This window comes from Flavisolibacter tropicus (assembly GCF_001644645.1).
Classification (GTDB): domain Bacteria; phylum Bacteroidota; class Bacteroidia; order Chitinophagales; family Chitinophagaceae; genus Flavisolibacter; species Flavisolibacter tropicus.
Map to the genome: position 1 here is coordinate 835,509 of NZ_CP011390.1, position 22,248 is coordinate 857,756.

At 39.9% G+C, this 22,248-nt stretch carries 16 protein-coding genes and 1 tRNA gene; 12 read left to right on the top strand and 5 right to left on the bottom strand.

The genetic code is table 11. From position 1 onward, the window contains the following. On the bottom strand, positions 1-1,353 hold the full coding sequence (locus SY85_RS03400) for a TolC family protein (protein WP_066401813.1): 1,353 nt from the start codon (positions 1,351-1,353) through the stop codon (positions 1-3). A 512-nt stretch (positions 1,354-1,865) separates the two neighbouring features. Between SY85_RS03400 and SY85_RS03405 the strand changes: the two genes are divergently transcribed. Next, positions 1,866-2,342, top strand: coding sequence for a hypothetical protein (locus SY85_RS03405; RefSeq protein ID WP_148661108.1), 477 nt, complete (start codon positions 1,866-1,868; stop codon positions 2,340-2,342). Positions 2,343-2,444: 102 nt separating this feature from the next. Here the strand turns inward: SY85_RS03405 and SY85_RS03410 are convergent. Then, positions 2,445-2,518, bottom strand: a tRNA-Arg gene (locus SY85_RS03410). Between the two features lie 168 nt (positions 2,519-2,686). Then, the gene (gene nagB, locus SY85_RS03415) at positions 2,687-4,615 is read right to left on the bottom strand and encodes a glucosamine-6-phosphate deaminase (protein ID WP_066401815.1); all 1,929 of its coding nucleotides are present in this window, start codon (positions 4,613-4,615) and stop codon (positions 2,687-2,689) included. 861 nt (positions 4,616-5,476) lie between these two features. Here nagB and SY85_RS03420 point away from each other — a divergent pair. Further along, positions 5,477-5,941, top strand: a complete 465-nt coding sequence (locus SY85_RS03420; protein ID WP_066401816.1) for a response regulator — start codon at positions 5,477-5,479, stop codon at positions 5,939-5,941. Positions 5,942-6,238: 297 nt separating this feature from the next. Here the strand turns inward: SY85_RS03420 and SY85_RS25120 are convergent, their stop codons facing one another. Both SY85_RS25120 and SY85_RS03430 read right to left on the bottom strand, forming a co-directional pair. Then, complete coding sequence (locus tag SY85_RS25120) at positions 6,239-8,257, bottom strand: PAS domain-containing protein (RefSeq protein ID WP_082886275.1); 2,019 nt, start codon at positions 8,255-8,257, stop codon at positions 6,239-6,241. A gap of 67 nt (positions 8,258-8,324) precedes the next feature. Next, positions 8,325-9,902, bottom strand: coding sequence for a hypothetical protein (locus tag SY85_RS03430; RefSeq protein ID WP_066401817.1), 1,578 nt, complete (start codon positions 9,900-9,902; stop codon positions 8,325-8,327). A 293-nt stretch (positions 9,903-10,195) separates the two neighbouring features. Here SY85_RS03430 and SY85_RS03435 point away from each other — a divergent pair, with 293 nt between their 5' ends. The 10 genes from SY85_RS03435 to ilvA all read left to right on the top strand — a co-directional run bounded on the left by SY85_RS03435 (position 10,196) and on the right by ilvA (position 22,052). After that, entirely contained in the window at positions 10,196-11,368 is a 1,173-nt protein-coding gene (locus SY85_RS03435) for a 2-isopropylmalate synthase (protein WP_066401818.1), read from the top strand. Positions 11,369-11,374: 6 nt separating this feature from the next. After that, entirely contained in the window at positions 11,375-12,778 is a 1,404-nt protein-coding gene (leuC, locus tag SY85_RS03440) for a 3-isopropylmalate dehydratase large subunit (protein WP_193408748.1), read from the top strand. Between the two features lie 4 nt (positions 12,779-12,782). After that, positions 12,783-13,367: a 3-isopropylmalate dehydratase small subunit gene (gene leuD / locus SY85_RS03445; protein ID WP_066401820.1), complete on the top strand. Its 585-nt coding sequence runs from the start codon at positions 12,783-12,785 to the stop codon at positions 13,365-13,367. A 27-nt stretch (positions 13,368-13,394) separates the two neighbouring features. After that, complete coding sequence (gene leuB / locus SY85_RS03450; RefSeq protein ID WP_066401821.1) at positions 13,395-14,510, top strand: 3-isopropylmalate dehydrogenase; 1,116 nt, start codon at positions 13,395-13,397, stop codon at positions 14,508-14,510. A gap of 65 nt (positions 14,511-14,575) precedes the next feature. Beyond that, positions 14,576-15,466 (top strand): branched-chain amino acid transaminase, encoded by an 891-nt coding sequence (locus tag SY85_RS03455; protein WP_066401822.1) that lies wholly within the window; start codon positions 14,576-14,578, stop codon positions 15,464-15,466. Between the two features lie 10 nt (positions 15,467-15,476). After that, positions 15,477-17,156, top strand: coding sequence for a dihydroxy-acid dehydratase (gene ilvD, locus SY85_RS03460; protein WP_226998984.1), 1,680 nt, complete (start codon positions 15,477-15,479; stop codon positions 17,154-17,156). Between the two features lie 62 nt (positions 17,157-17,218). Continuing rightward, on the top strand, positions 17,219-18,964 hold the full coding sequence (ilvB, locus tag SY85_RS03465) for a biosynthetic-type acetolactate synthase large subunit (RefSeq protein ID WP_066401824.1): 1,746 nt from the start codon (positions 17,219-17,221) through the stop codon (positions 18,962-18,964). A 6-nt stretch (positions 18,965-18,970) separates the two neighbouring features. Then, positions 18,971-19,561, top strand: a complete 591-nt coding sequence (ilvN, locus tag SY85_RS03470; RefSeq protein ID WP_066401825.1) for an acetolactate synthase small subunit — start codon at positions 18,971-18,973, stop codon at positions 19,559-19,561. 117 nt (positions 19,562-19,678) lie between these two features. Next, positions 19,679-20,803 carry a ketol-acid reductoisomerase gene (gene ilvC, locus SY85_RS03475; RefSeq protein WP_066401826.1) on the top strand — a complete coding sequence of 375 codons (1,125 nt, stop codon included), beginning with the start codon at positions 19,679-19,681 and terminating at the stop codon, positions 20,801-20,803. After that, positions 20,796-22,052, top strand: coding sequence for a threonine ammonia-lyase (gene ilvA, locus SY85_RS03480; protein WP_066401827.1), 1,257 nt, complete (start codon positions 20,796-20,798; stop codon positions 22,050-22,052). The genes ilvC and ilvA overlap by 8 nt, the downstream gene beginning before the upstream one ends. The last annotated feature ends 196 nt before the right edge of the window (positions 22,053-22,248 follow it).

A 22,248-nucleotide genomic window follows, 5' to 3' on the forward strand; every position in this document is an offset into this window, starting at 1 on the left:
TTAAAGTTCTATAGGATCCCCATTATAAAAATGATAGACTTGTGCGCTGATCAATGCATTATACTTTGCCTGTAAGTATGCCTGCATAGCCTGTATATAGAGATTTTTTTGCAGTAAAAAATCGGTAGCGGTAAAAGAGCCAAGCTTTAATTCTTCAAGTGAAATACGATAGGACTCCTTGTTGGCGGTGAGTTGTTTTTGTGCTGCCGTTAATTGTGCTTGTGCATTAAGGCTGTTGATATATGCTTGTTCTACCTGTTGTGATAAAACTGTTTTTCTATTGCGCAAGTCTACATCGGTCTGCTCTATTGCTATTTGTGATTTAGCAATATTTGTTTTTACAATGCGGTTATTGAATAATGGGAAAGAAAGCATTAACCCAATTCTTTCGTACAGGTTTTTATCAATTTGTTGACCATAATCTTTGAGCATATTGTTGTTATAGCTAGAAGCAATGCTATTGTTCAATGAAAGCACGGGCATACGGCCTGCTTCCGCTTTCTTTAATTGGAAACTTGCTGCTTGCTTTGCCAATTCACTGCTTTTGATCTCTGGCCGATGGTTTAGTGCCGCAGCTTCTACATCGGTCAAAGGTAAAATAGTAGATATGGTATGTAACGTATCTGGAACTACAATTTGAAAATCAGTGGTGGCAGGTAACTGTATTAACAACTTAAGATTAAATGTGGCTTGCCGTTGATTATTGGTAGCAGTCGCCAGGTTGTATTGATCATTGGCTAGTTGTGCCTGCAATTGAACAGCTTCTTTTTTGGCCAGGCTGCCTGCATTATATTTTATTACTGCCTGTTGTGTTTGGGATTGTGCTGTTTTTACCAGGTCGTTGAAATAAGATACATTCTCTTTAGCAAGTAAAATTTGCAAGTAGGATTGTACAATTTGAAGTGTTATATCATTTTCAGTAGTGAGAATATCTTGCTTTGCCGCTTTTACCTGCAAGTCTTTTTGCCGGATATCATTGTTAAGGTAATTGTCATTATATAATGTGAAAGCCGAATTCAGGGAATAAATACTAGCCAAACTGCCATTCGATGTACCTGCTGGATAATTACCTGCATTATTGTTATTGAGTGTTTGAGTGGCAGCCACTATTAGGTTGGGATATTTGGCCGCCTTAGCCAATAACCGATCTTGTTCAGAAGTCTGTTCTGTAAGCCTAAAGCTGGCTATTTGAAGATTGTTTTGTTTGGCGTATGCAATGCATTGCTGTAAATTCCAAGTGTACCCCGTATTATTTGCAGATTGCGCATAGAGATTATCTGTGGCGATCAAATTGGTTAGCCATACTAGCGAATGAATGACAAAACACTTTTTTTGTAGCAAACAGTGTTTCATACCGAAGTTCGTTTATTGGATAAGGGCTATCGTACAATCCTAAAGCTAAGATGTGTTTTTACACCGTTTATTCGCATATGTGCGAAAAGGCAAAATCAATCGCTAGAAAGGAAAAATCAGTTTGCAAGTGTATGGCATTAATTTATGTGAACCGTAATGGTTAAAACTGTACGGTTATCCTTCTGCCGTCATTCATTCCTACTATCATTTATAGAAAAGGGTGTAATGTGCGTTCGTGAATCCTTTTCAGCATTTGTCTTAAGGGCATATTAAACAACTAATAAGGCCAAGTAAGCCCTACATTTCCATAGTAAACAATTTAGGAGGAGAAAATAGTGCTGATCTATTGCTTTAAGGACAAGGCATGAATAAAGTCTATTTCTTTTAAATAGATATTTTGTTGTCGATTCTATTTGCCTTGCCTGACTATTGGATCTGCCTATTTGCCTATTGGCAAACATTTTCGGTATTTTCTGGATGTAGGTTTATATCAGCAATCAAATATCTTAATAATGGAAAAGCCCTTACTTCTAAGACAATATGAATACGAAATTCCTACTTCGCGTGTAATGTTACCTGCTGTAACTAAGGAAGGCAATAATAATGATACAGAAAATCAACCCTTATTAAAGGTTTTTTTTGATTTCAAGAATGGGCATTTAAAAATAGAAGCTGATTGGCAGTATATGGTATTTGCAAGCAAATACAGTGAAGAGGCTTGGATAGGTTACCATGAAAATAGAGTTTCTATTGACGCTTCGATATATCCGGCACTCTCGATTAATTTAAATGATAGCACTTGCGATGGATTGGTATTGCCTTTGGAAGGATATATTGAAGATGGTGCAATACTAAGTTCCTGCTCCGGATTACTGGCTTTGGATAAAATATCTGCAAGCTATGAGCCACACTGGAAGATTACTACTTATCTCTGTGATTTACAGTTTGACAATTGTGAATTAAATGTCCAGTTTCCGGTTTACGTATAATTACTTCAATTCAATATTTCAATTGTGTAATTGAATAATCATCAATAACCATAAAAGAAAAAGGGTTATACATTTTTAGATGTATAACCCTTTATTTTCTTGTGACCGCGTCAGGATTCAAACCTGAAACCTTCTGATCCGTAGTCAGATGCTCTATTCAGTTGAGCTACGCAGCCAGCGTTTGTGGGGTGCAAATATAAGGAGGTAAATGAATACCAACCAAATACTATAGAAAAAAAAGTTACTAATTTTTTGAAAGCCTGTATTTTATAACTTGTTTTCTACCAAGTGCACCCACATTACGAAATATAAAAAGAACTAGTTAGAATAACATTTATTGCCCATTAATAATGCCAACGTACAAAGGCTTCCATGGCGGCATAATGGGTGAGTCCGAGCTGGGCATACAGGTTGGCGGTATTGCTGTTTCGTTCTTCGGCCCGCTGCCAGAACTCCCGGCTATCGCTGCCCTGGAAGGGCACCATATCTTTTTGGGATTGGTGGATGAAAATGCCATAGCGTTTTTTCATCACCTGGTCGGGGCTCATGGGAATAGCCATTTCGATTTCTTCAATATTCCACTCCTGCCACGCACCCTTGTATAACCACAGCCAGCAATCCCCGATCCATTCATCACCGGCTGCCTTGATGCGACGCAGGGCTTCAAAAACAATATCCAAACAAACCTTGTGGGTGCCATGCGGATCGGCCAGGTCGCCGGCGGCAAACACCTGGTGTGGTTGAATCTTTCTTAACAGTTCCATGGTCATCAACACATCCTCCTCGCCCATTGGTTTTTTTTCAATGGTACCGGTTTCGTAGAACGGAAGGTTTTGGAAATGGATATTGGCATCCGCAATACCAACGTAGCGACACGTAGCCGCCGCTTCACAGCGTCTGATCAATCCTTTGATCGCGCGAATTTGTTCGGTATCCATTTGGTTGGATTTCTTCTTGCCCAGGAATTGACGCACATCGTTTAAGATACCTTGCGAGGTTTCATTGTTAATGCCGGCAATGGATTCAAAGCCGACTGCGAAATCCAAAAAGCGCGTTACGAATTCATCGGTCACCGCGATGTTGCCCGATGTCTGATACGCCACGTGCACGTCATGCCCCTGGTCGTGCAGGCGCTGGAAGGTTCCGCCCATGCTGATGATATCATCATCGGGGTGCGGCGAGAAGATCACGACCCGCTTGGGCGAAGGCTGCGAACGCTCGGGATGAGCCGGTATATTGGCATTGGGTTTGCCCCCCGGCCAGCCGGTAATCGAGTCACGTAGCATGTAATACACCTGAAGGTTGATTTCATAAGCATCGCCCTGCTCTACCAGCAGGTCGCCTAAACCATATTCATTGTAGTCATTGTTGGTAAGCGATAACACGGGCTTGTTACGATCAATGGCCATGTTAACCACCGCTTTTTTGATCAGCTTGGGGGTCCACTCCATTTCCCCCGTGAGCCAGGGGGAGCGGAAACGGGTCAGCTCCGCTGCAGCAGCGGTATCAATGATAAAAGCGCAATCGCTGTGTTGTTGCAGTAACGAGGCCGGCACCTGCTCGGTAACATTTCCTTCTACCGACTCCCTGATGACGGGTGCTTTTGCCGGGCCCCAGGCCAAGAGAATGACTTTGCGGGCCTTCATAATGGTGCTGATGCCCATGGTGATGGCCAGGCGGGGCACCTGGGAGATGTTGGCAAATTCATACGCATTGGCCAACCGCGTGGAATTTTCCAGGTTGATCAACCGCGTCCGGGAATAAATACTGGAACCGGGTTCGTTAAAACCAATATGGCCGTTATTACCAATGCCCAGGATCTGCAGGTCAATGCCACCAACCGCCTCGATCTTGCTTTCATAATCGGCGCAGTGTTGTTTTATGGCTTCCTTGGGTAACTCCCCGTTGGGAATATGGATGTTGCCAGGATCGATATCGATGTGGGAGAACAAATGCCGGTGCATATAGCTGTTATAGCTTTGCAGGGCATCGTTTTCAATGGGGTAATATTCATCCAGGTTAAAGGTAATCACATTTTTAAAGCTTAACCCCTCTTCCTGATGCAGCCGCACCAGTTCGGCATACAACGTTTTGGGGGTAGAACCCGTGGCTAAACCTAACACACAAGGCTGACCCACTGCCTGCTTATCGCGTATTAACCTGGCAATCTGTTTTGCGGCTAAAACTGAACCTTTCTTTAAATCGTCAACAATCGTTACTGGAACACGTTCAAAAGCGTCAATTAAATTAATTTCTCGAATTTGGTCTGCCATGTCTTGGTTTTGAAGGGGCTAAAGATAAGAACTCATAAAGAATTTGATGAACTAACGATGAAGACAATTAGTAGAAACCCTTGTAAATAGTGCTTGAAATTTGAAAATATTTTATTTGGGTTGCCATCTATGAATTGATTTATATTGAAACAAAGGCAAAATAGTTACAAGAAAATTGAATATAGAAAAGGTGAAGATGAATTATGAATAAGGGGTAGATTGTTGTGAAAATACCCAACGAATATTTAGCATTTTCGTATTTTTAAGCTCTACATTTTACGATTGTATTTTACTTCTTCTTATTACTCTTTTTATTACTATTTGTAGTTGCTTTTCGGTAAATTATTTAGCTGTGATTCGGCGGTTGGTTGGTTAGATTACGGATGAGGAAGGGCCTTGATACGGAGTTACTATGGCTTCCATACGGAATAACATAGTCTTTTATACGGAGTAACCATGAAGGATCAGAGGAGTAGCCATGAAGGAACGTAGGAGTAGCAGGCAAGGAAGCATGAAGGAACTAAGAGAAGTTAATCAATTTAGGAGTGAAACATACCTGACTATAAATAATCATAGTAAAGGATTAAAATACGGATGAGGTCGAATGCTTAAATCTTAGCAGTTATTTTATCTTAAGAGCAATTATTATTGATGAGTTTACAATAATTGAATACTGATAATCAAACTGTTAAATTATTATAAGATCTGTACCCTACTTTAGAAAGCTTGGTTTTTCTCAAAAAGGTTGTTTTTACAACTTTTTTTGAGAATTAGTTGTGTGAAGACTACACAATGTCTTTATATTTACAGACAGCGATAAACCTATAACCTACCTCTTTGTTGACAGACCAAATCTGAAAAATGAAAATTATAAAGCACCCCATACGAACTATATTATTAATAGATGATGATAAGGATGATTGCGCCCTTTTTAAGGAGGCTCTTCATGAAGTTGATCCTACAATACAGCTTGTCTTTTTAAATACTGCAGAGGCACTTCCGAATACAGTATTAAACGTAAATCCAGATTTGATCTTTTTAGATATCAATATGCCCCGTGTAAATGGTTTTGAGTGTTTAAAAATGCTTTATGAATCGGTAACTAAATTTCGAATGCCGATTGTGATGTATAGTAATTCAAATAATGCTAAAGAGATCAATATAGCTTATGCATTAGGAGCAACTTTATATCTGCAAAAACCAATGGGCTATATAAAGCTAGTAGAAAGTATACGAGGCATCCTTAATTTATCCTGGGATACTCCTGCAGAGGTTAAACAACAATTTTTTCAAGAAGGAAAGTATTCAAGATTTGAATTGACTTAAAAGATATAATTAGTTTAGAATAAATAGAAAAGAGCCCTTTATTTAAGAGGCTCTTTTCTATTAAGAAGATTCTTGACTTGGATCATTTTCTGAAAGAAAGTAAGCTTATTATTTATTGTTCAGCTTGTTAGGCTTTGGCTATGAGCGTAACTTACTAACAGTTTTCATAGGGTACGGATTAAAAACGGGCCAGGGTTTCTACCCAGGCCTTATTTTTTATATCGTTTCTCTAAAATCAATCGAAAAATGATGTTCTATTCGACTGCTTTTAGAGCAGATTAATAGGTGGATTAACCGCTAACCGTCGGCCGGAAAATACACTTTAAAAGTAGCACCTTCTCCAGGCGTACTATCAGCTAAAATATAGCCTTTGTGATTTTCAACAACCTTGCGTGCAATTGAAAGACCTATACCTGTTCCAGTATATTCTGTGTTGCCATGAAGACGAGTAAAAACATTGAAGATTCGATCTGCATCTTTGGGGTCAAAACCAATACCATTATCCTGGATTTTGATTTCGTAAAACAATTGGTGATTGTCTCTTAGAGGAAGGCCTGCATCCTGTGCCAGTAGTTTTTGACAAGAGATCTTTATTTCTGGCCTAACGCCAGGCTTACCATATTTCAGTGCGTTACCAATCAGGTTTTGAAACAGTTGTTGAATTTGACGTTTATGTCCTTTAATAATAGGCAAGGTAGCAACACTAATCTTGGCCTTTTTTTGTTCTACTTCTAATTCAAGATCTTCCAAAACCAGTTTTACTTTATTATTTAAGTTTACCTCTTCTGAAAAGCTAGAAATTCTGCTTACATGTGAATAGGTTAATAAATCATCTATAAGCGTTCCCATTCGACTGGCAGCATGTTTCATACGATCAAAATAGCGCTGTGCGTCAGCATCCAATGTATTATTTAAATGATGTTGTAAACGATCAGCAAAAAAGTGAATCTTTCGTATAGGCTCTTTCATGTCGTGCGAAGCTGCATAAGCAAACTCTTCCAGGTTAGCATTTGATCGTTCCAGTTCTTTGTTCTTATTTTCCAACTCAAACGTCCGTTCCTGTATTCTTTTCTGCAGATTAGCTTCGCTTTCTTTAATCTTTTGCTTAGTTTCAACTAGTTCAGTAACATCTACTGCCATATTGAGAATACCATAGATTTGGCCTTGGGAATTGCGAAGTGCTTTATAACTAAAGTTGAAGTAGTATGTGCGAAGGTTTCCATCAACAACCAATTCTCCTTTATCTTCTTTACCCCAGTATGTATTGCCAGTTGTATAAACGTTATCCAATAACTCATGGAAAGGCTGCCCTTCAAGTTCAGGAAGTGCCTCTCTAACGGTTTTGCCTATGACAGAAGAATCTTTCCCCCAAACTTTAATCATAGCCTCATTTGCATATTGGATCTTCATTTCACGTCCCATATATACGGCAGTAGCCACATCTGCTTCAGCAATCAGGTTACGATATCGTTGTTCGCTTTCTTCCACTCTTTTCCTTGCTAATACCTGCTCGGTAACTTCGTTTGCAATAACCAATACTCCAATAGGTACTTTGCTTCCCTCTTCATAATAAGGTTGATAGACAAAATTGAAATAAACCAGCTCTTCCTTACCGTTACGTATAAAACAGGCATGACTTTCATTTTCATAATGCGGATTGCCAGTAGTTAGCACTTGATCCAGCAATTCTGGGAAAGGACCGCCTAAAATTTCTGGTAATGCTTCTAAAACTGGTTTTCCAATAACCTCCTTCCCTTTTCGCCAGATTTGCAAGATAGAGTCATTGGCCAAAGCAATTTTTAGATCAGGCCCTTTAAGGATACCAACGGCCACTGGGGCCTGCATAAATAAATGATACGTATCCTCAACCGTCTTTAATGTACCTTCTTGTCCTTTACTCTTTTCTGGATTTACTATTTCCTCAGCGGAGAAGATAATGTATTGAACAGTGTCGGTACCTTCTATAAGTGGCCGACACAATACTTTCCAATATTGCTTTTCGGATGAATTGTATGCACTATGACTTTGGACGCTTTGAGCAGAAAAACTTTGTGATTCTTTACTTTGAATAGCCTTTGCAAAAGAATTCTGTAAGCTGCCATTATCGTTAAGATTACTAAATACAGCGTATGAGGTGTGTATATTAAAAAAGTCTTTCCCTATTAATTGCTCTTTAATTAACCCTGATTGATTAATAAAATCATCTGTAACCGCAATAATTGTGTAACTAGAGCCATTGGTTTTTAAAAGGGCGCAGATACCTGGTAATGTCTCAAAAACCGACTTGTAATCTACAAATCCTTCGTTCGGTGTCATGGAGGTTTCGTTGGTTATATAGGGGCACGAAGGTAAGCAAATTCCCCTATGATCAGGGTGAGTTCCCTTAAGACGTTAGTTTTCCCTTTGCAGCATTTTTAGAATTCATTTTATCCAAGTATTTCTGTCGTAGTATATCCTGTACGTGTAAGTGATGAATTTTGCTTTCCAGCCAGGAAATAATGTCGAGGTAGGCAAAAGCTCTTGTGGCTAGTGGGTTATATTCAAGTTCTTTCAGTCGTTGCAATAACTTTTTAAATTCCGGTTGAAGTTCGTTTGGCGTTAACTGAAAGGACCGCTGTAAGAACTTAAAGATTTCTTCTTCAACAAAGCCCAGGTTTTCCATTTTAGCCATAAAACGGTAGACCGATTTAATAAGATATTCCAGCAGGTTGTAGTTCCCTAATTCATAATGAGCAATCAAATGAAGCAACCGAGCATAGCATTGAAGGTCATTGCGAAGGTTTACTTTCCAGTTGATAATCTTATTCAGATACTTAATCGTGTTATCATAATCACCACTGCCAAAATAAAGTGATGCTATTTTATAATAAAACACAAGAATTCGATGGCTATCCAGATATAATGTGTATTCTGCCAGTTTTTCTGTTATGTAAGGAACTAGTACAAGGCCTTCTTTGAAAGAACCCTGCATGAAGTGGCGATTAATCTTGGCAATATATAAGTAAACAAAAACCTGAATGGTGTTGTTCTGATTACGTTTTACCAGCTCGGATTGCGAGAACTCTTCAAAGGTTTTCAGGGTTTTATCAAAGCCTTCAAAATTATTTAAATCAAAATGAGCACTAATTAAATTGTGTAAGCCTTTAATGTAATGCGCCGTTTCAATTTCTATCATAAATGGCTCTTCATGGAAAAGATCGACCCATTTTTGTGTATAGCGGTAATACATTAAAAAGTCGAGCTGAATAAAGGCATACCAACAGAAACTTTGATAGAGATACAGTTTTTGATAGAAGCCATTAATCTTGGTGGGTTCGGCAGGAAGATGTTGGTGAAAGAATCCAGATAATTCTACTACATCCTGCTTATTCCTGGCGTGTCCGTTACTAATATACCATCCATATAATTCAAGTGCCAAGTTGGACAGTTTCGTAATCAAGGTTATATGATCCACCACCCCATTTGACTCTACTCTTAAATCCTTTGCCCTACTGTGTAAGCTATGTGTAATATGAAGGGATTCTATCTTCTTTTCTAAAAATAAGATCTGTACTAGAAAGGAATACTGATTGTTGTTGCGTGCATTTTCTTTTGCCTTGTCCAGGATCTTCAGACTTTGAATATATAAGCCCTTGTTATAAAGAATCCGGGCATAATCTAGCTGTTCATGCAATTGAATGTCAATATTGTCGGTAGTTTCTAAAAGACGTAGACTTGCCAATATCTGCCTATAAAGATGAGCTTTACGGTTAGCAAGCTGTTCCTTTTTTATGGACTCCATTTTAGTAAGAACCACGTTTTCATCATATTCCCGCATTTTATCCAAAACGTCAAATAGCTGTATCACTTTCAGGTCTTCATTTGAAGAATTGCGCTTCATGTACAGCTTAAAATTGCGTTTTTCACCCTTTTGGAGTGAATGGATCAACTGGAACAATGGATCTGAAGACCGGTTAGGCATGGTAAAATATTTATAATAAAACGCAGTATTATAGGGCCTTCCAGCGGATGAGGGCCGGTTTTCCCAATGCAAAATACCTCATATTTTGATTTCCTGAGCTATGACTGTTACGTTAGTTTCGATACTGACGCTTGCCTGCTATAGAAGAATGCCAATGTTTTGCTTCGGTTAATGAAAATGAGGTATGAATGGAAAACTTGGAAAAACACAATTCCATTGTTTTATTTCCAGACTTCAGTTTAACCGACAGACAGTAAATAAACAAACACGTATTTAAGACTCATTCCAATACTATGGCTGAAAACAAAATCTTCATTTTTGACACTACATTACGAGACGGCGAGCAGGTACCTGGCTGTAAACTAAATACCAATGAAAAGGTAGAATTGGCATTGGAGCTGGAATCTCTAGGCGTAGATATAATTGAAGCTGGTTTTCCTATTTCCAGTCCTGGTGACTATGAATCGGTTAACCAGATATCAAAATCCATTAAGGATGCCACTATTTGTGCTTTAAGCCGGGCCGTACAAAAAGATATTGAAGTAGCGGCCGAAGCCTTACGTTATGCCAAGCGACCACGCATTCATACGGGTATTGGCACTTCGGATTTCCATATAAAAAGTAAGTTTAACTCAACTCGGGAAGAAATACTTGAAAGAGCCGTACAATGTGTAAAATGGGCTCGTCGCTTTACCGATGATGTGGAGTTCTATGCTGAAGATGCCGGCAGAACTGAAAATGAATATTTAGCCAAAGTAATTGAAGCCGTAATTGCTGCAGGTGCAACAACAGTAAATATTCCAGATACAACTGGTTATTGCTTACCGCATCAATACGGTGAAAAGATAGCCTACCTGGTAAACAACGTTAAGAATATTGACAATGCCATTATTTCTTGCCATTGTCACAACGACTTAGGGTTAGCGACAGCCAATTCTATTGCCGGTGTAATTAATGGTGCCCGTCAGATTGAGTGTACGATTAATGGGTTAGGTGAACGTGCTGGTAATACCTCTTTGGAAGAAGTGGTGATGGTACTGAAACAACATAAAAACCTTGGATATTTTACTGACGTAAAGAGTCAAAAGCTGAATCCAATCAGCCGGTTAGTATCAGAAACTATGCGTATGCCGGTACAGCCTAATAAAGCAATTGTAGGTGCCAATGCATTCTCCCACTCTTCTGGTATCCACCAGGATGGTTTTTTAAAGGATGCTCAAACCTATGAAATCATTAATCCAGAAGAAGTAGGTGCAGAGCAAAGTAAGATCATACTTACCGCCAGAAGTGGTAGAAGTGCTCTTGCTTATCGCTTTCAGAAAATGGGCTTTCAGTTCACTCGCAATGATGTAGACTCTTTATATGATTCATTCCTAAAAGTAGCAGATGCTAAAAAGGAAGTGAAAGAAGAAGACCTGTTAGAACTAGCCAACCAATATCAAAAAGAAACAGTCAGTGTAGCATAAAGAATTATGGGTAAAACATTATTTGAAAAGATTTGGGAAAAGCATGTGGTGCGCTCCATAGAAGGTGGACCAGAAGTGCTGTATATTGATAAACATTTTATACATGAAGTAACCAGTCCGCAAGCTTTTGCCGGGTTGGAAAAAAGAGGACTTAAAGTATTTCGACCTCACCAGGTGGTAGCTACAGCTGATCATAACGTACCTACTCAAAATCAACATTTGCCCATTGGTGATCAATTATCTCGCCAGCAAGTAAATACGTTGATTGAGAATTGCAAAAAGCACGATATAGAGCTATATGGCCTTGGACATCCATTTCAAGGAATAGTACACGTTATTGGACCAGAGCTTGGCATTACTCAACCTGGTATGACCATTGTGTGTGGTGATAGTCATACTTCTACCCACGGTGCGTTTGGATCAATAGCCTTTGGCATTGGCACCAGTGAGGTAGAAATGGTCTTTGCTACCCAGTGCTTGTTACAGAGCAAGCCTAAGCTAATGCGTATTAACATTGAAGGTGAGCTAGGTAAAGGCGTTGTTTCCAAAGATGTCATCCTTTATATCATATCGCAAATTTCTGCTAGTGGTGCCACTGGCTACTTTGTAGAATTTGCCGGATCTGCTATCCGCGCCCTTAGTATGGAAGCCCGCATGACCATCTGCAACATGAGTATAGAGATGGGGGCGCGCGGTGGCATGATTGCTCCTGATGAAACAACATTTGAGTACTTGCAAGGACGCCAATTTACTCCTACAGGCGAACGATGGGAGTCTAAAAAAGCTCAATGGCAACAATTGTATAGCGATGCTGATGCTGTCTTTAATAAAGAAGTTAATATCAATGCAGCGGATATTGAACCTATGATCACCTATGGTACCAACCCTGGATTAGGGATTGCAATAAATGGTCTCATTCCTGCATTGGAAAGCATCCCGGAAGAGAGCGAACGTAAGAATATAATTAAGGCGCTTGACTATATGGGATTGCAAGCCGGCAAAGCTTTGAAAGGCACTCCTATTCAGAACGTATTTATAGGAAGCTGTACCAATTCTCGTATTGAAGATCTTCGTTTAGTTGCTAGCATAGTTAAAGGCCGCAAGAAGAATGAGCATGTAAAAGTGATGATCGTACCTGGTTCTCAACAAGTAGCTGCTCAAGCTAAAGCAGAAGGTTTAAATAAGATCTTTGAAGAAGCTGGTTTTGAAGTTAGACAAGCTGGCTGCAGTGCCTGCTTAGGCATGAACGAGGATAAAGTGCCAGCCGGTGAGTATTGCATCTCTACCAGCAATCGCAATTTTGAAGGCCGCCAAGGTGCAGGTGCCAGAACTTTATTGGCCAGTCCTTTGACAGCTGCTGCTGCAGCTATTACAGGAGTTGTTACAGATGTACGTGAACTTTTAAGCTAATTGAATGCAAGCAATACACACGATAAATAGCCGTTTTATTCCTTTTGTTTTAGAGAATATAGATACAGACCAAATTATTCCGGCGCGTTTTCTAAAAGCCACCACCCGGGAAGGATTTGGCAAAAACCTATTCAGAGACTGGCGATATATAAATGATGATGAAGGCCAACCTAAAGCTGATTTTATTTTAAACAACCCTAACTATACTGGAGAGATATTGGTTGCCGGAAAAAACTTTGGTTGTGGTTCTTCCAGAGAGCATGCCGCTTGGTCTATAACTGATTATGGGTTTAAGGTTGTTGTTTCCAGCTTCTTTGCTGATATCTTTAAAAACAATGCGCTGAATAATGGCTTGTTGCCAGTAAGAGTTACTGAAAGCTTTTTGCAAAAAATCTTTGAGCAAAATAACGAAAGTACTTTAACGGTAAACTTAGAAAAGCAGACAATTACAATAGATGCTACAGGAGAATACGAGCAGTTTGACATCAATAACTATAAAAAAACCTGTTTACTAAATGGGTATGATGATATTGATTTCCTGTTAAGTATTAAAGAAAACATTGAAGTTTTTGAAAAGGCAGCCTTATAAATTAAAAACATTTAATACAAATTCACTGTGGAAAAGAAGATAGCAGTTATACTAGGCGATGGAATTGGCCCTGAGGTTACTAATCAATCGCTTAAAGTTTTAAATGCAATTGCAGAACGTTTTGAGCATCACTTTGAATATACATATGGATTAATGGGGGCTGATGCTATTGATAAAACAGGTAGCCCATTACCAGATGAAACGCTGGCTATTTGCTTAGAGAGCGATGCTATCCTGTTTGGAGCTATTGGCGATCCTAAGTATGATAATGACCCAACAGCCAAAGTGCGTCCAGAACAGGGTTTATTAAAACTCAGAAAGTCGCTTGGTCTCTTTGCTAATATTCGTCCAGTGGCTACATTTCCATCACTGCATCATCTGTCGCCTTTGAAAAGCGATCGTTTAGAAGATGTAGATTTTGTAGTGTATCGTGAATTAACGGGAGGTATTTATTTTGGTGAAAAGAAAGTAGATGCTGCTTATACGGAAGCCTCTGACCTTTGTTCATATAATAAAAGTGAGATAGAGCGTATTAGTCATCATGCCTTTAAAGCCACGCAACAGCGAAAGAAACACTTGACGTTAGTAGATAAAGCTAATGTTCTTGAAACTTCTCGTTTATGGAGAAAAGTAGTACAAGAAGTGGCGAAGCAGTATCCCGATGTACAGGTAGATTATTTGTTTGTTGATAATGCTGCAATGCAGTTGATTGTAAATCCCAAACAATTTGATGTAATGCTTACTGAAAATATGTTTGGTGACATATTGAGTGATGAAGCCAGTGTAATTACTGGTTCATTAGGAATGTTACCTTCAGCATCAGTTGGTGCTACAACTGCCCTGTTTGAACCTATACATGGCTCTTACCCACAAGCAGCAGGCAAAGATATAGCCAACCCAGTGGGCTCTATTTTATCAACTGCCATGCTATTGGACCATTTGGGATTATTTACAGAAGCATCACTGGTACGTGATGCAGTAGCCTGGACATTAGAGTCAAAGTTTGTAACCAAAGACATTGATCCTATCAATTACTATTTTACATCAACTATAGGTGATCTTGTTAGTGAATATGTAGCTGGTCGCTTACCTAATGATGTAAATCGAATCAATATAGAGCTTAGAAAGTCCACCTTGATTTAGAATTTCCATATCGATTGCTTGCCTAGTATGAATGAATAGTTTAAAAAAATTCATAAGGCAAGAATATGTACTACAACGAAGAGACGATCATTTACTACAATGGCGCGTTTGTAAAAGCCATTGAAGCAAACGGCAATGTGTATGATCAAACACTCCATTATGGATATGGTGTGTTTGAAGGCATACGTGCCTATGATACAGCAAATGGTGTAAGGATATTTAAAGCGCAGGAGCACTTTGACCGTATGCGGTTTTCCTGCGAGGCCATTGGTATTCCCTATCCTTACTCCAATGCTGAATTGATTGATATATCCTATGAGGTACTTCAGCGTAATAATTTGAGTGATGCGTATTTGCGTCCCTTAGTGACATGTCCTCCCAATATGTCCTTAACAAAAGGTCGGGGTGCGCAACTTCTTATTGCTGCCTGGGAATGGGGCGCTTATCTGGGAGAAAAGCTCTTGCGTTTAAAAACCTCTTCTTACCGACGTATTTCTCCTAAGAATTTTATTGTAGAAGCTAAGGTTTCTGGTCATTATGTAAACTCCATTCTTGCTACACAAGAAGCAAAAGATCTGGGTTATGATGAAGCCTTATTGCTAGATATGGAAGGCTTTATAGCTGAAGGCCCGGGTGCTAACATCTTTATAGAAAAAGATCAAACACTATATACACCCCAATTGGGAAGTATACTGCCAGGTATAACACGAGCTACTGTTATTGAAATTAGTAAAGAGCTCGGCATCCCAGTAATTGAAAAACAAATAAGGCTTGAAGAAGTATATAATGCTGATAGTGTGTTTTTATGTGGCACAGCTGCTGAAATCATAGGCGTTGAATCGTTGGATGATCAAACTTTTCAAAAGCCTTGGAGTGAATCTATAGGTGCTGTAATCAAGCATGCCTACAAAAACTTAGTTCTGGAAAAAGATTATAAAAACGTACACGCCCATTAGCATGAGTGAAATGAACAGATACAGTAAAGTACTGACGCAAGATGAAACGCAACCTGCCGCCCAGGCCATGTTATATGGTATTGGCTTGACTGATGATGACTTGAATAAAGCACAAGTTGGCATTGTGAGCATGGGTTATGATGGCAATACTTGTAACATGCATTTAAATGACTTAGCCAAACTGGTAAAGCAAGGTGTATGGGATAATGATTTGGTAGGGCTGATCTTTAATACAATTGGTGTAAGTGATGGTATGAGTAACGGTACTGATGGTATGCGTTATTCATTGGTGAGTCGTGATGTAATTTCGGATTCGATAGAGACAGTTTGTGGTGCTCAATATTATGACGGATTAGTAGCGCTACCGGGATGTGATAAAAATATGCCCGGTTCCATCATCGCTATGGGACGCCTGAATAGACCAGCTATAATGGTGTATGGTGGTACAATAGCGCCGGGACATCATAACGGACAAGATCTGAATATCGTATCTGCCTTTGAAGCATTAGGACAAAAGATAGCGGGCACCATTACAGAAGAAGATTTTAAATGTGTGGTAAAAGCCTCTTGCCCGGGTGCAGGTGCCTGCGGTGGTATGTATACAGCCAATACCATGGCCGCAGCTATCGAAGCCTTGGGTATGAGCCTTCCCTACTCTTCTTCCAATCCGGCTATCAGTGATGAAAAGAAACAGGAATGCCTAGCTGCAGGGAAAGCTATCTATCAGTTGCTTGAAAAAGATATTAAGCCTAAAGATATCATGTCACGCCAGGCATTTGAAAATGCCATTGTAGTGATCATGGCACTGGGCGGTTCTACCAATGCAGTTTTACACCTGATTGCTATGGCCAAAAGTGTAGATGTAGATCTTACACAAGATGACTTTCAAACAATCAGCAATAAAATACCTGTACTGGCAGATTTTAAACCAAGTGGTAAATACCTGATGCAGGACTTGCATCAATATGGAGGTATACCAGCTGTAATGAAGTATTTGTGGAAACAAGGTTTATTACATGGCGACTGTTTAACAGTTACAGGTAAAACGGTTGCTGAAAACTTACAGCAAATACCTGATTTGGATTTTGAAAAACAACAGATTATTCGTCCTATAGAAAATCCTCTAAAACAAACCGGTCACCTGCAAATTCTATATGGTAACCTGGCGGAAGGCGGTAGTGTAGCAAAAATTAGTGGTAAAGAGGGCGAGAGATTTGAAGGGCCAGCACGTGTATTTGATGGTGAGTTTGAATTGATTGCAGGCATTCAATCTGGCAAAGTACAAGCAGGCGATGTGGTAGTGATCCGTTATGTAGGACCGAAAGGCGGCCCCGGTATGCCGGAAATGTTAAAACCTACATCTGCCATTATTGGTGCAGGCTTAGGTAAATCAGTGGCCCTTATAACTGATGGTCGTTTTAGTGGTGGCACGCATGGCTTTGTAGTAGGACATATTACTCCAGAAGCATTTGATGGTGGCACGATAGCTCTTGTAAATGATAATGACCGCATTATCCTGGATGCTACTAAAAATACGATCACATTAGATGTTTCTGCTGATGTACTGGAACAACGCAAGGCGCAATGGAAACAACCTGCACTTAAAGCAAATAAAGGAATACTATATAAGTATGCGAAACAAGTAACAACAGCTGCAGAAGGTTGTGTTACAGACGCACCCTCTGAATAAAACAAACGAAGAGGGTTATCGTAGCAGCAATAAATCAGAATCATCTTCATTAAATCATTAGTATGCAAACCTTTGACACGGTAAAAGCAGGTAGTCTAGAACAGGTCTCACTTAAGACAGAAAGCATTAGTGGCTCAGAGGCCGTATTAGATGCCTTTCTTCATGAAGGTGTAACAACCATTTTTGGATATCCTGGCGGGGCTATCATGCCCATTTATGACGCTTTGTATGACTATCAGGATAAGCTGGAGCATATACTTGTACGACATGAGCAAGGGGCTATACATGCGGCTCAAGGATTTGCACGCACATCAGGAAAAACAGGTGTGGTGTTTGCTACTAGTGGTCCAGGTGCTACCAATTTAGTTACCGGATTAGCAGATGCTATGATTGATAGCACACCCCTAGTATGTATTACCGGACAAGTATTTGCTCATTTATTAGGGACTGATGCCTTCCAGGAAACGGATATCATCAACATTACCACGCCCATTACCAAATGGAATTATCAAATAACAGACGCAACTGAAATTCCTACCGTTTTAGCAAAAGCTTTCTTTATTGCCTGTAGTGGCAGACCAGGTCCTGTATTAATTGATATCTCTAAAAATGCCCAGCTTCAAAAGTTTGATTATAAAGGGTATCAAAAATGCGAGTTCATCCGCAGTTATCGTCCAAAACCATTTGTACGCCAGGAGTATGTAGAACAAGCTGCTGATTTAATTAATAAGGCCAAAAAACCGTTGGTTGTTTTTGGGCAAGGTGTTATACTGGGAAAAGCTGAAAAAGAGTTTCAAGACTTTATTGAAAAGGCTGGGTTACCTGCCGCTTGGACCATTATGGGATTAAGCGCATTGCCTTCTGGTCATCCATTAAATGTAGGCATGTTGGGCATGCACGGCAACTATGCTCCCAATGTTTTAACCAATGAATGCGATGTATTGATAGCCGTGGGAATGCGCTTTGATGATCGTGTTACCGGAAGATTAGATAAGTATGCCAAACAAGCCAAAATCATTCATTTAGATATTGACCCTGCTGAAATAGATAAGAACGTAAAGACAACTGTATCTGTTTGGGGAGATTGTAAAGAAACACTCCCTCTTTTGATCCAGTTGTTAAACCATAATCAACATCCTGAATGGCTACAGACTTTTAAGGCATTAGAGCAAAAAGAAATTGATGCCTGCATTCAAAATGAATTACATCCAACAGGCGAACAAATGACGATGGGTGAAGTGATTGATGTTCTAAATGAATTAACTGAAGGCAAAGCAGTTATAGTAACCGATGTTGGTCAGCATCAAATGGTAGCCTGCCGCTATGCACAATTTAATCAAAGTAAAAGCAACATTACTTCTGGTGGACTGGGTACAATGGGCTTTGCCCTTCCAGCCGCTATAGGTGCCAAGTTTGGAGCACCCAATCAAACAGTCATTGCCATAATGGGTGATGGCGGAGTACAAATGACCATTCAGGAGTTAGGCACTATCATGCAGAGCCAGGTAGATGTAAAACTGCTTATTCTCAATAACCAATTCCTTGGCATGGTGCGTCAATGGCAAGAGTTATTTCACGGCAAGCGTTACTCCTTTGTAGATATTGAAAGTCCCGACTTTGTACAAGTAGCCAAGGGTTATGGAATACCAGGCCAGCGAGTAACAGCAAGGGAAAATTTAAAAGAAGCCCTTAAAGCAATGCTGGAATATAAAGGGGCCTATTTATTAGAAGTAATGGTTGGAAAAGAAAATAATGTTTTTCCAATGGTAGAAGCTGGCACCAGTGTATCTGAAATACGATTGAAATAGACAACTATGCAAAAACAAGAATTCACAATAACAGTCTATACAGAAGACCAGATTGGTTTGTTGAACCGCATTGCTATCATCTTTTCTCGCCGTAAAGTGAGTATTGATAGTATCAACTCCTCCCCTTCTGAAATTAAAGGAATTTACCGCTTCACTATTGTCATACATGAAACAGAAGAGATGGTGATCAAGATATGTCGCCAGATCGAAAAGCAGGTAGATGTTTTAAAGACGTATTACAATACCAGTGATGAGATTGTATGGCAAGAATTAGCCTTATATAAAGTACCAACGGATGAAGTTGCGGAGAAGGTTCAAGTAGAGCGTTTGCTACGTGAAAATGGCGCACGTGCTGTAGTGATCCGTAAAGACTATACTGTATTTGAAACCACAGGCCACCGCGAGGAAACAGACGCCCTAATTAAGGTTTTAGAGCCTTATGGATTGATTGAATTTGTACGTAGTGCCCGTATAGCTATTATCAAAAACAGTAATGGCTTTCATGAAAAGCTTAAAGAGTTTGAACAGCTGGCACCGGGGCCTGAACTAGTAGAGAATGAGTATCTAAATAAACGAAACGAGGTCTTTGATTATTAGTTGACGGCTAATGGATGACAGAGGGCAGTATGTACTAAAACACTGTTAACTGTCATCAAACCTCTGTCAACTTTCTTAAACTATATATTCTATTTAGTAACAAATAAACACACAACAATGGCAAAATTAAATTTTGGTGGTGTTGAAGAGAACGTAGTAACACGCGAAGAGTTTCCACTTGTAAAAGCACAAAAGGTTTTACAAAATGAAGTAGTAGCTATTATTGGCTATGGCGTACAAGGTCCAGGACAGGCCTTAAACCAACGTGATAATGGTATTCATGTGATCGTTGGTCAAAGACGCAACTCAAAATCCTGGGATAAAGCCGTACGCGATGGATTTGTTCCTGGTGAAACGCTTTTTGAAATTGAAGAAGCTTTAGAGCGCGGTACCATCATTTGCTACCTGTTGAGTGATGCAGCCCAGATACAACTATGGCCAACTGTAAAGAAGCATTTAACACCTGGTAAGGCCCTTTACTTCTCTCACGGATTTGGTATCACTTACAATGACCAAACAGGCATAGTACCACCTGCAGAAGTAGATGTTTTCTTGGTGGCTCCTAAAGGCTCAGGAACCTCACTACGCCGTATGTTCTTACAAGGACGTGGATTGAATAGCAGCTATGCTATTTTCCAGGATGCTACTGGCCGTGCTTTTGAGCGTGTAATAGCATTAGGTATTGCAATTGGCAGTGGTTACCTGTTTGAAACCAACTTTAAAAAAGAAGTGTATAGCGACCTTACTGGTGAGCGCGGTACTTTAATGGGCGCTATTCAGGGATTATTTGCTGCCCAGTATGAAGTTTTACGTTCTAAAGGGCATACCCCTTCTGAAGCTTTTAATGAAACAGTAGAAGAGCTCACACAATCATTAATGCCATTGGTAGCAGAGAACGGAATGGATTGGATGTATGCTAATTGTTCTACAACAGCGCAACGTGGTGCACTGGATTGGTGGAAGAAGTTCCGTGATGCTACTCTTCCAGTTTTCAATGACCTTTATGAAAGTGTAGCTACTGGCAAAGAAGCTGCCAAATCCATTGAAAGCAATAGTAAGCCAGACTACCGTGAAAAGCTGGAAGCAGAATTAAAAGAACTGCGCGAAAGTGAACTATGGCAAGCCGGTAAAACAGTTAGAAGCCTACGTCCGGAAAATCAGGATCCTGCTGCTAAATCCGAAAATAAGTTGCACAAATCAACAGCAAAACAGAAGTTCTCTTCAACACTGTATCATGACTAGTGCCAATAGCCATAGTATCCATTTTGATTATAAGACTGCACAAGAGCGATTGAAGCCAGTGGTACAGCGTACGCCACTGGTCTTCAGTCATAGCTTATCTCGCAGATATCAATGCCAGGTATATCTGAAACGTGAAGACCTACAGGTAGTACGTTCCTACAAAATACGTGGCGCTTATAACATGATCAGCAGCTTACCTGCTGAATTATTACAACAGGGTGTTGTGTGTGCCAGTGCTGGTAATCATGCACAAGGTGTTGCCTATAGCTGTAAAAAGCTTGGAGTAAAAGGTGTCATCTTTATGCCGGTAATTACACCACAACAAAAAGTCCAGCAAACCAAGTTCTTTGGTGAGAGCTATGTTGATATCAAACTAACCGGAGACACCTTTGATGATTGCGCAGAAGCAGCTAAACAATTTGCCAGCCTCAATGGCATGACCTTTATCCCACCTTTTGATGCACCTAAAGTAATTGAAGGGCAAGCAACGGTTGGAGTAGAAATACTGGAAGATCTGCCAACACCAGACTACTTATTTGTTCCCATTGGCGGTGGTGGATTATGTGCTGGTGTAGGTTCTTATGTTAAGACCATTTCTCCTAAAACCAAATTGGTTGGTGTAGAGCCCAAAGGCGCACCCTCTATGAAAGCGGCAATAGAAGCCGGTCATCCAATTACATTGACCAATATTGATCGTTTTGTTGATGGTGCAGCTGTAAAGCGTGTTGGCGACCTTACCTTCTCCCTTTGTAAAACATTCTTGGATGAGATGCACGTAGTTGCCGAAGGCAAAGTTTGCTCCACCATTCTAAAACTCTATAATGAAGAAGCACTGGTTGTAGAGCCTGCCGGTGCCTTATCTATAGCAGCGTTGGATGATTATGCAGCCGAAATTAAAGGCAAGAAGGTTGTATGTGTGGTCAGTGGCAGTAACAACGATATTGATCGTATGCAGGAGATCAAAGAACGTTCCCTGCAATATGAAGGCTTAAAGCATTATTTCCTGATCCGTTTTGCACAGCGGCCAGGCGCATTAAAAGAGTTTGTAAACCATGTACTAGGGCCCACTGATGATATCACACGCTTTGAATATGTACAGAAGCATAACAAAGAAACAGGGCCGGCCTTAGTGGGTATAGAGTTGCAATCCAGGGAAGATTATACATTGTTGATTACCAAACTCAAGAAGTTTCAGATCAATTACACTGAGTTGAACAATCATGATAATTTGTTTGGCTACATTGTTTAAAGTGCCAAATCCCTAAAGGCATAAAATATTTTATTTATTTGTGCTTGGATTGTAAAAAAACACTTAAAATTGTTCTACGATTAGAGCGGACGTAAACGCTTGCTTGCTACTTGAACCAATACCAACTCGTATCACTGATCGCTAATATTATTTTTCGATTGCTTGCTATTGTTTTTAAGAACTGAAAGCCATTATA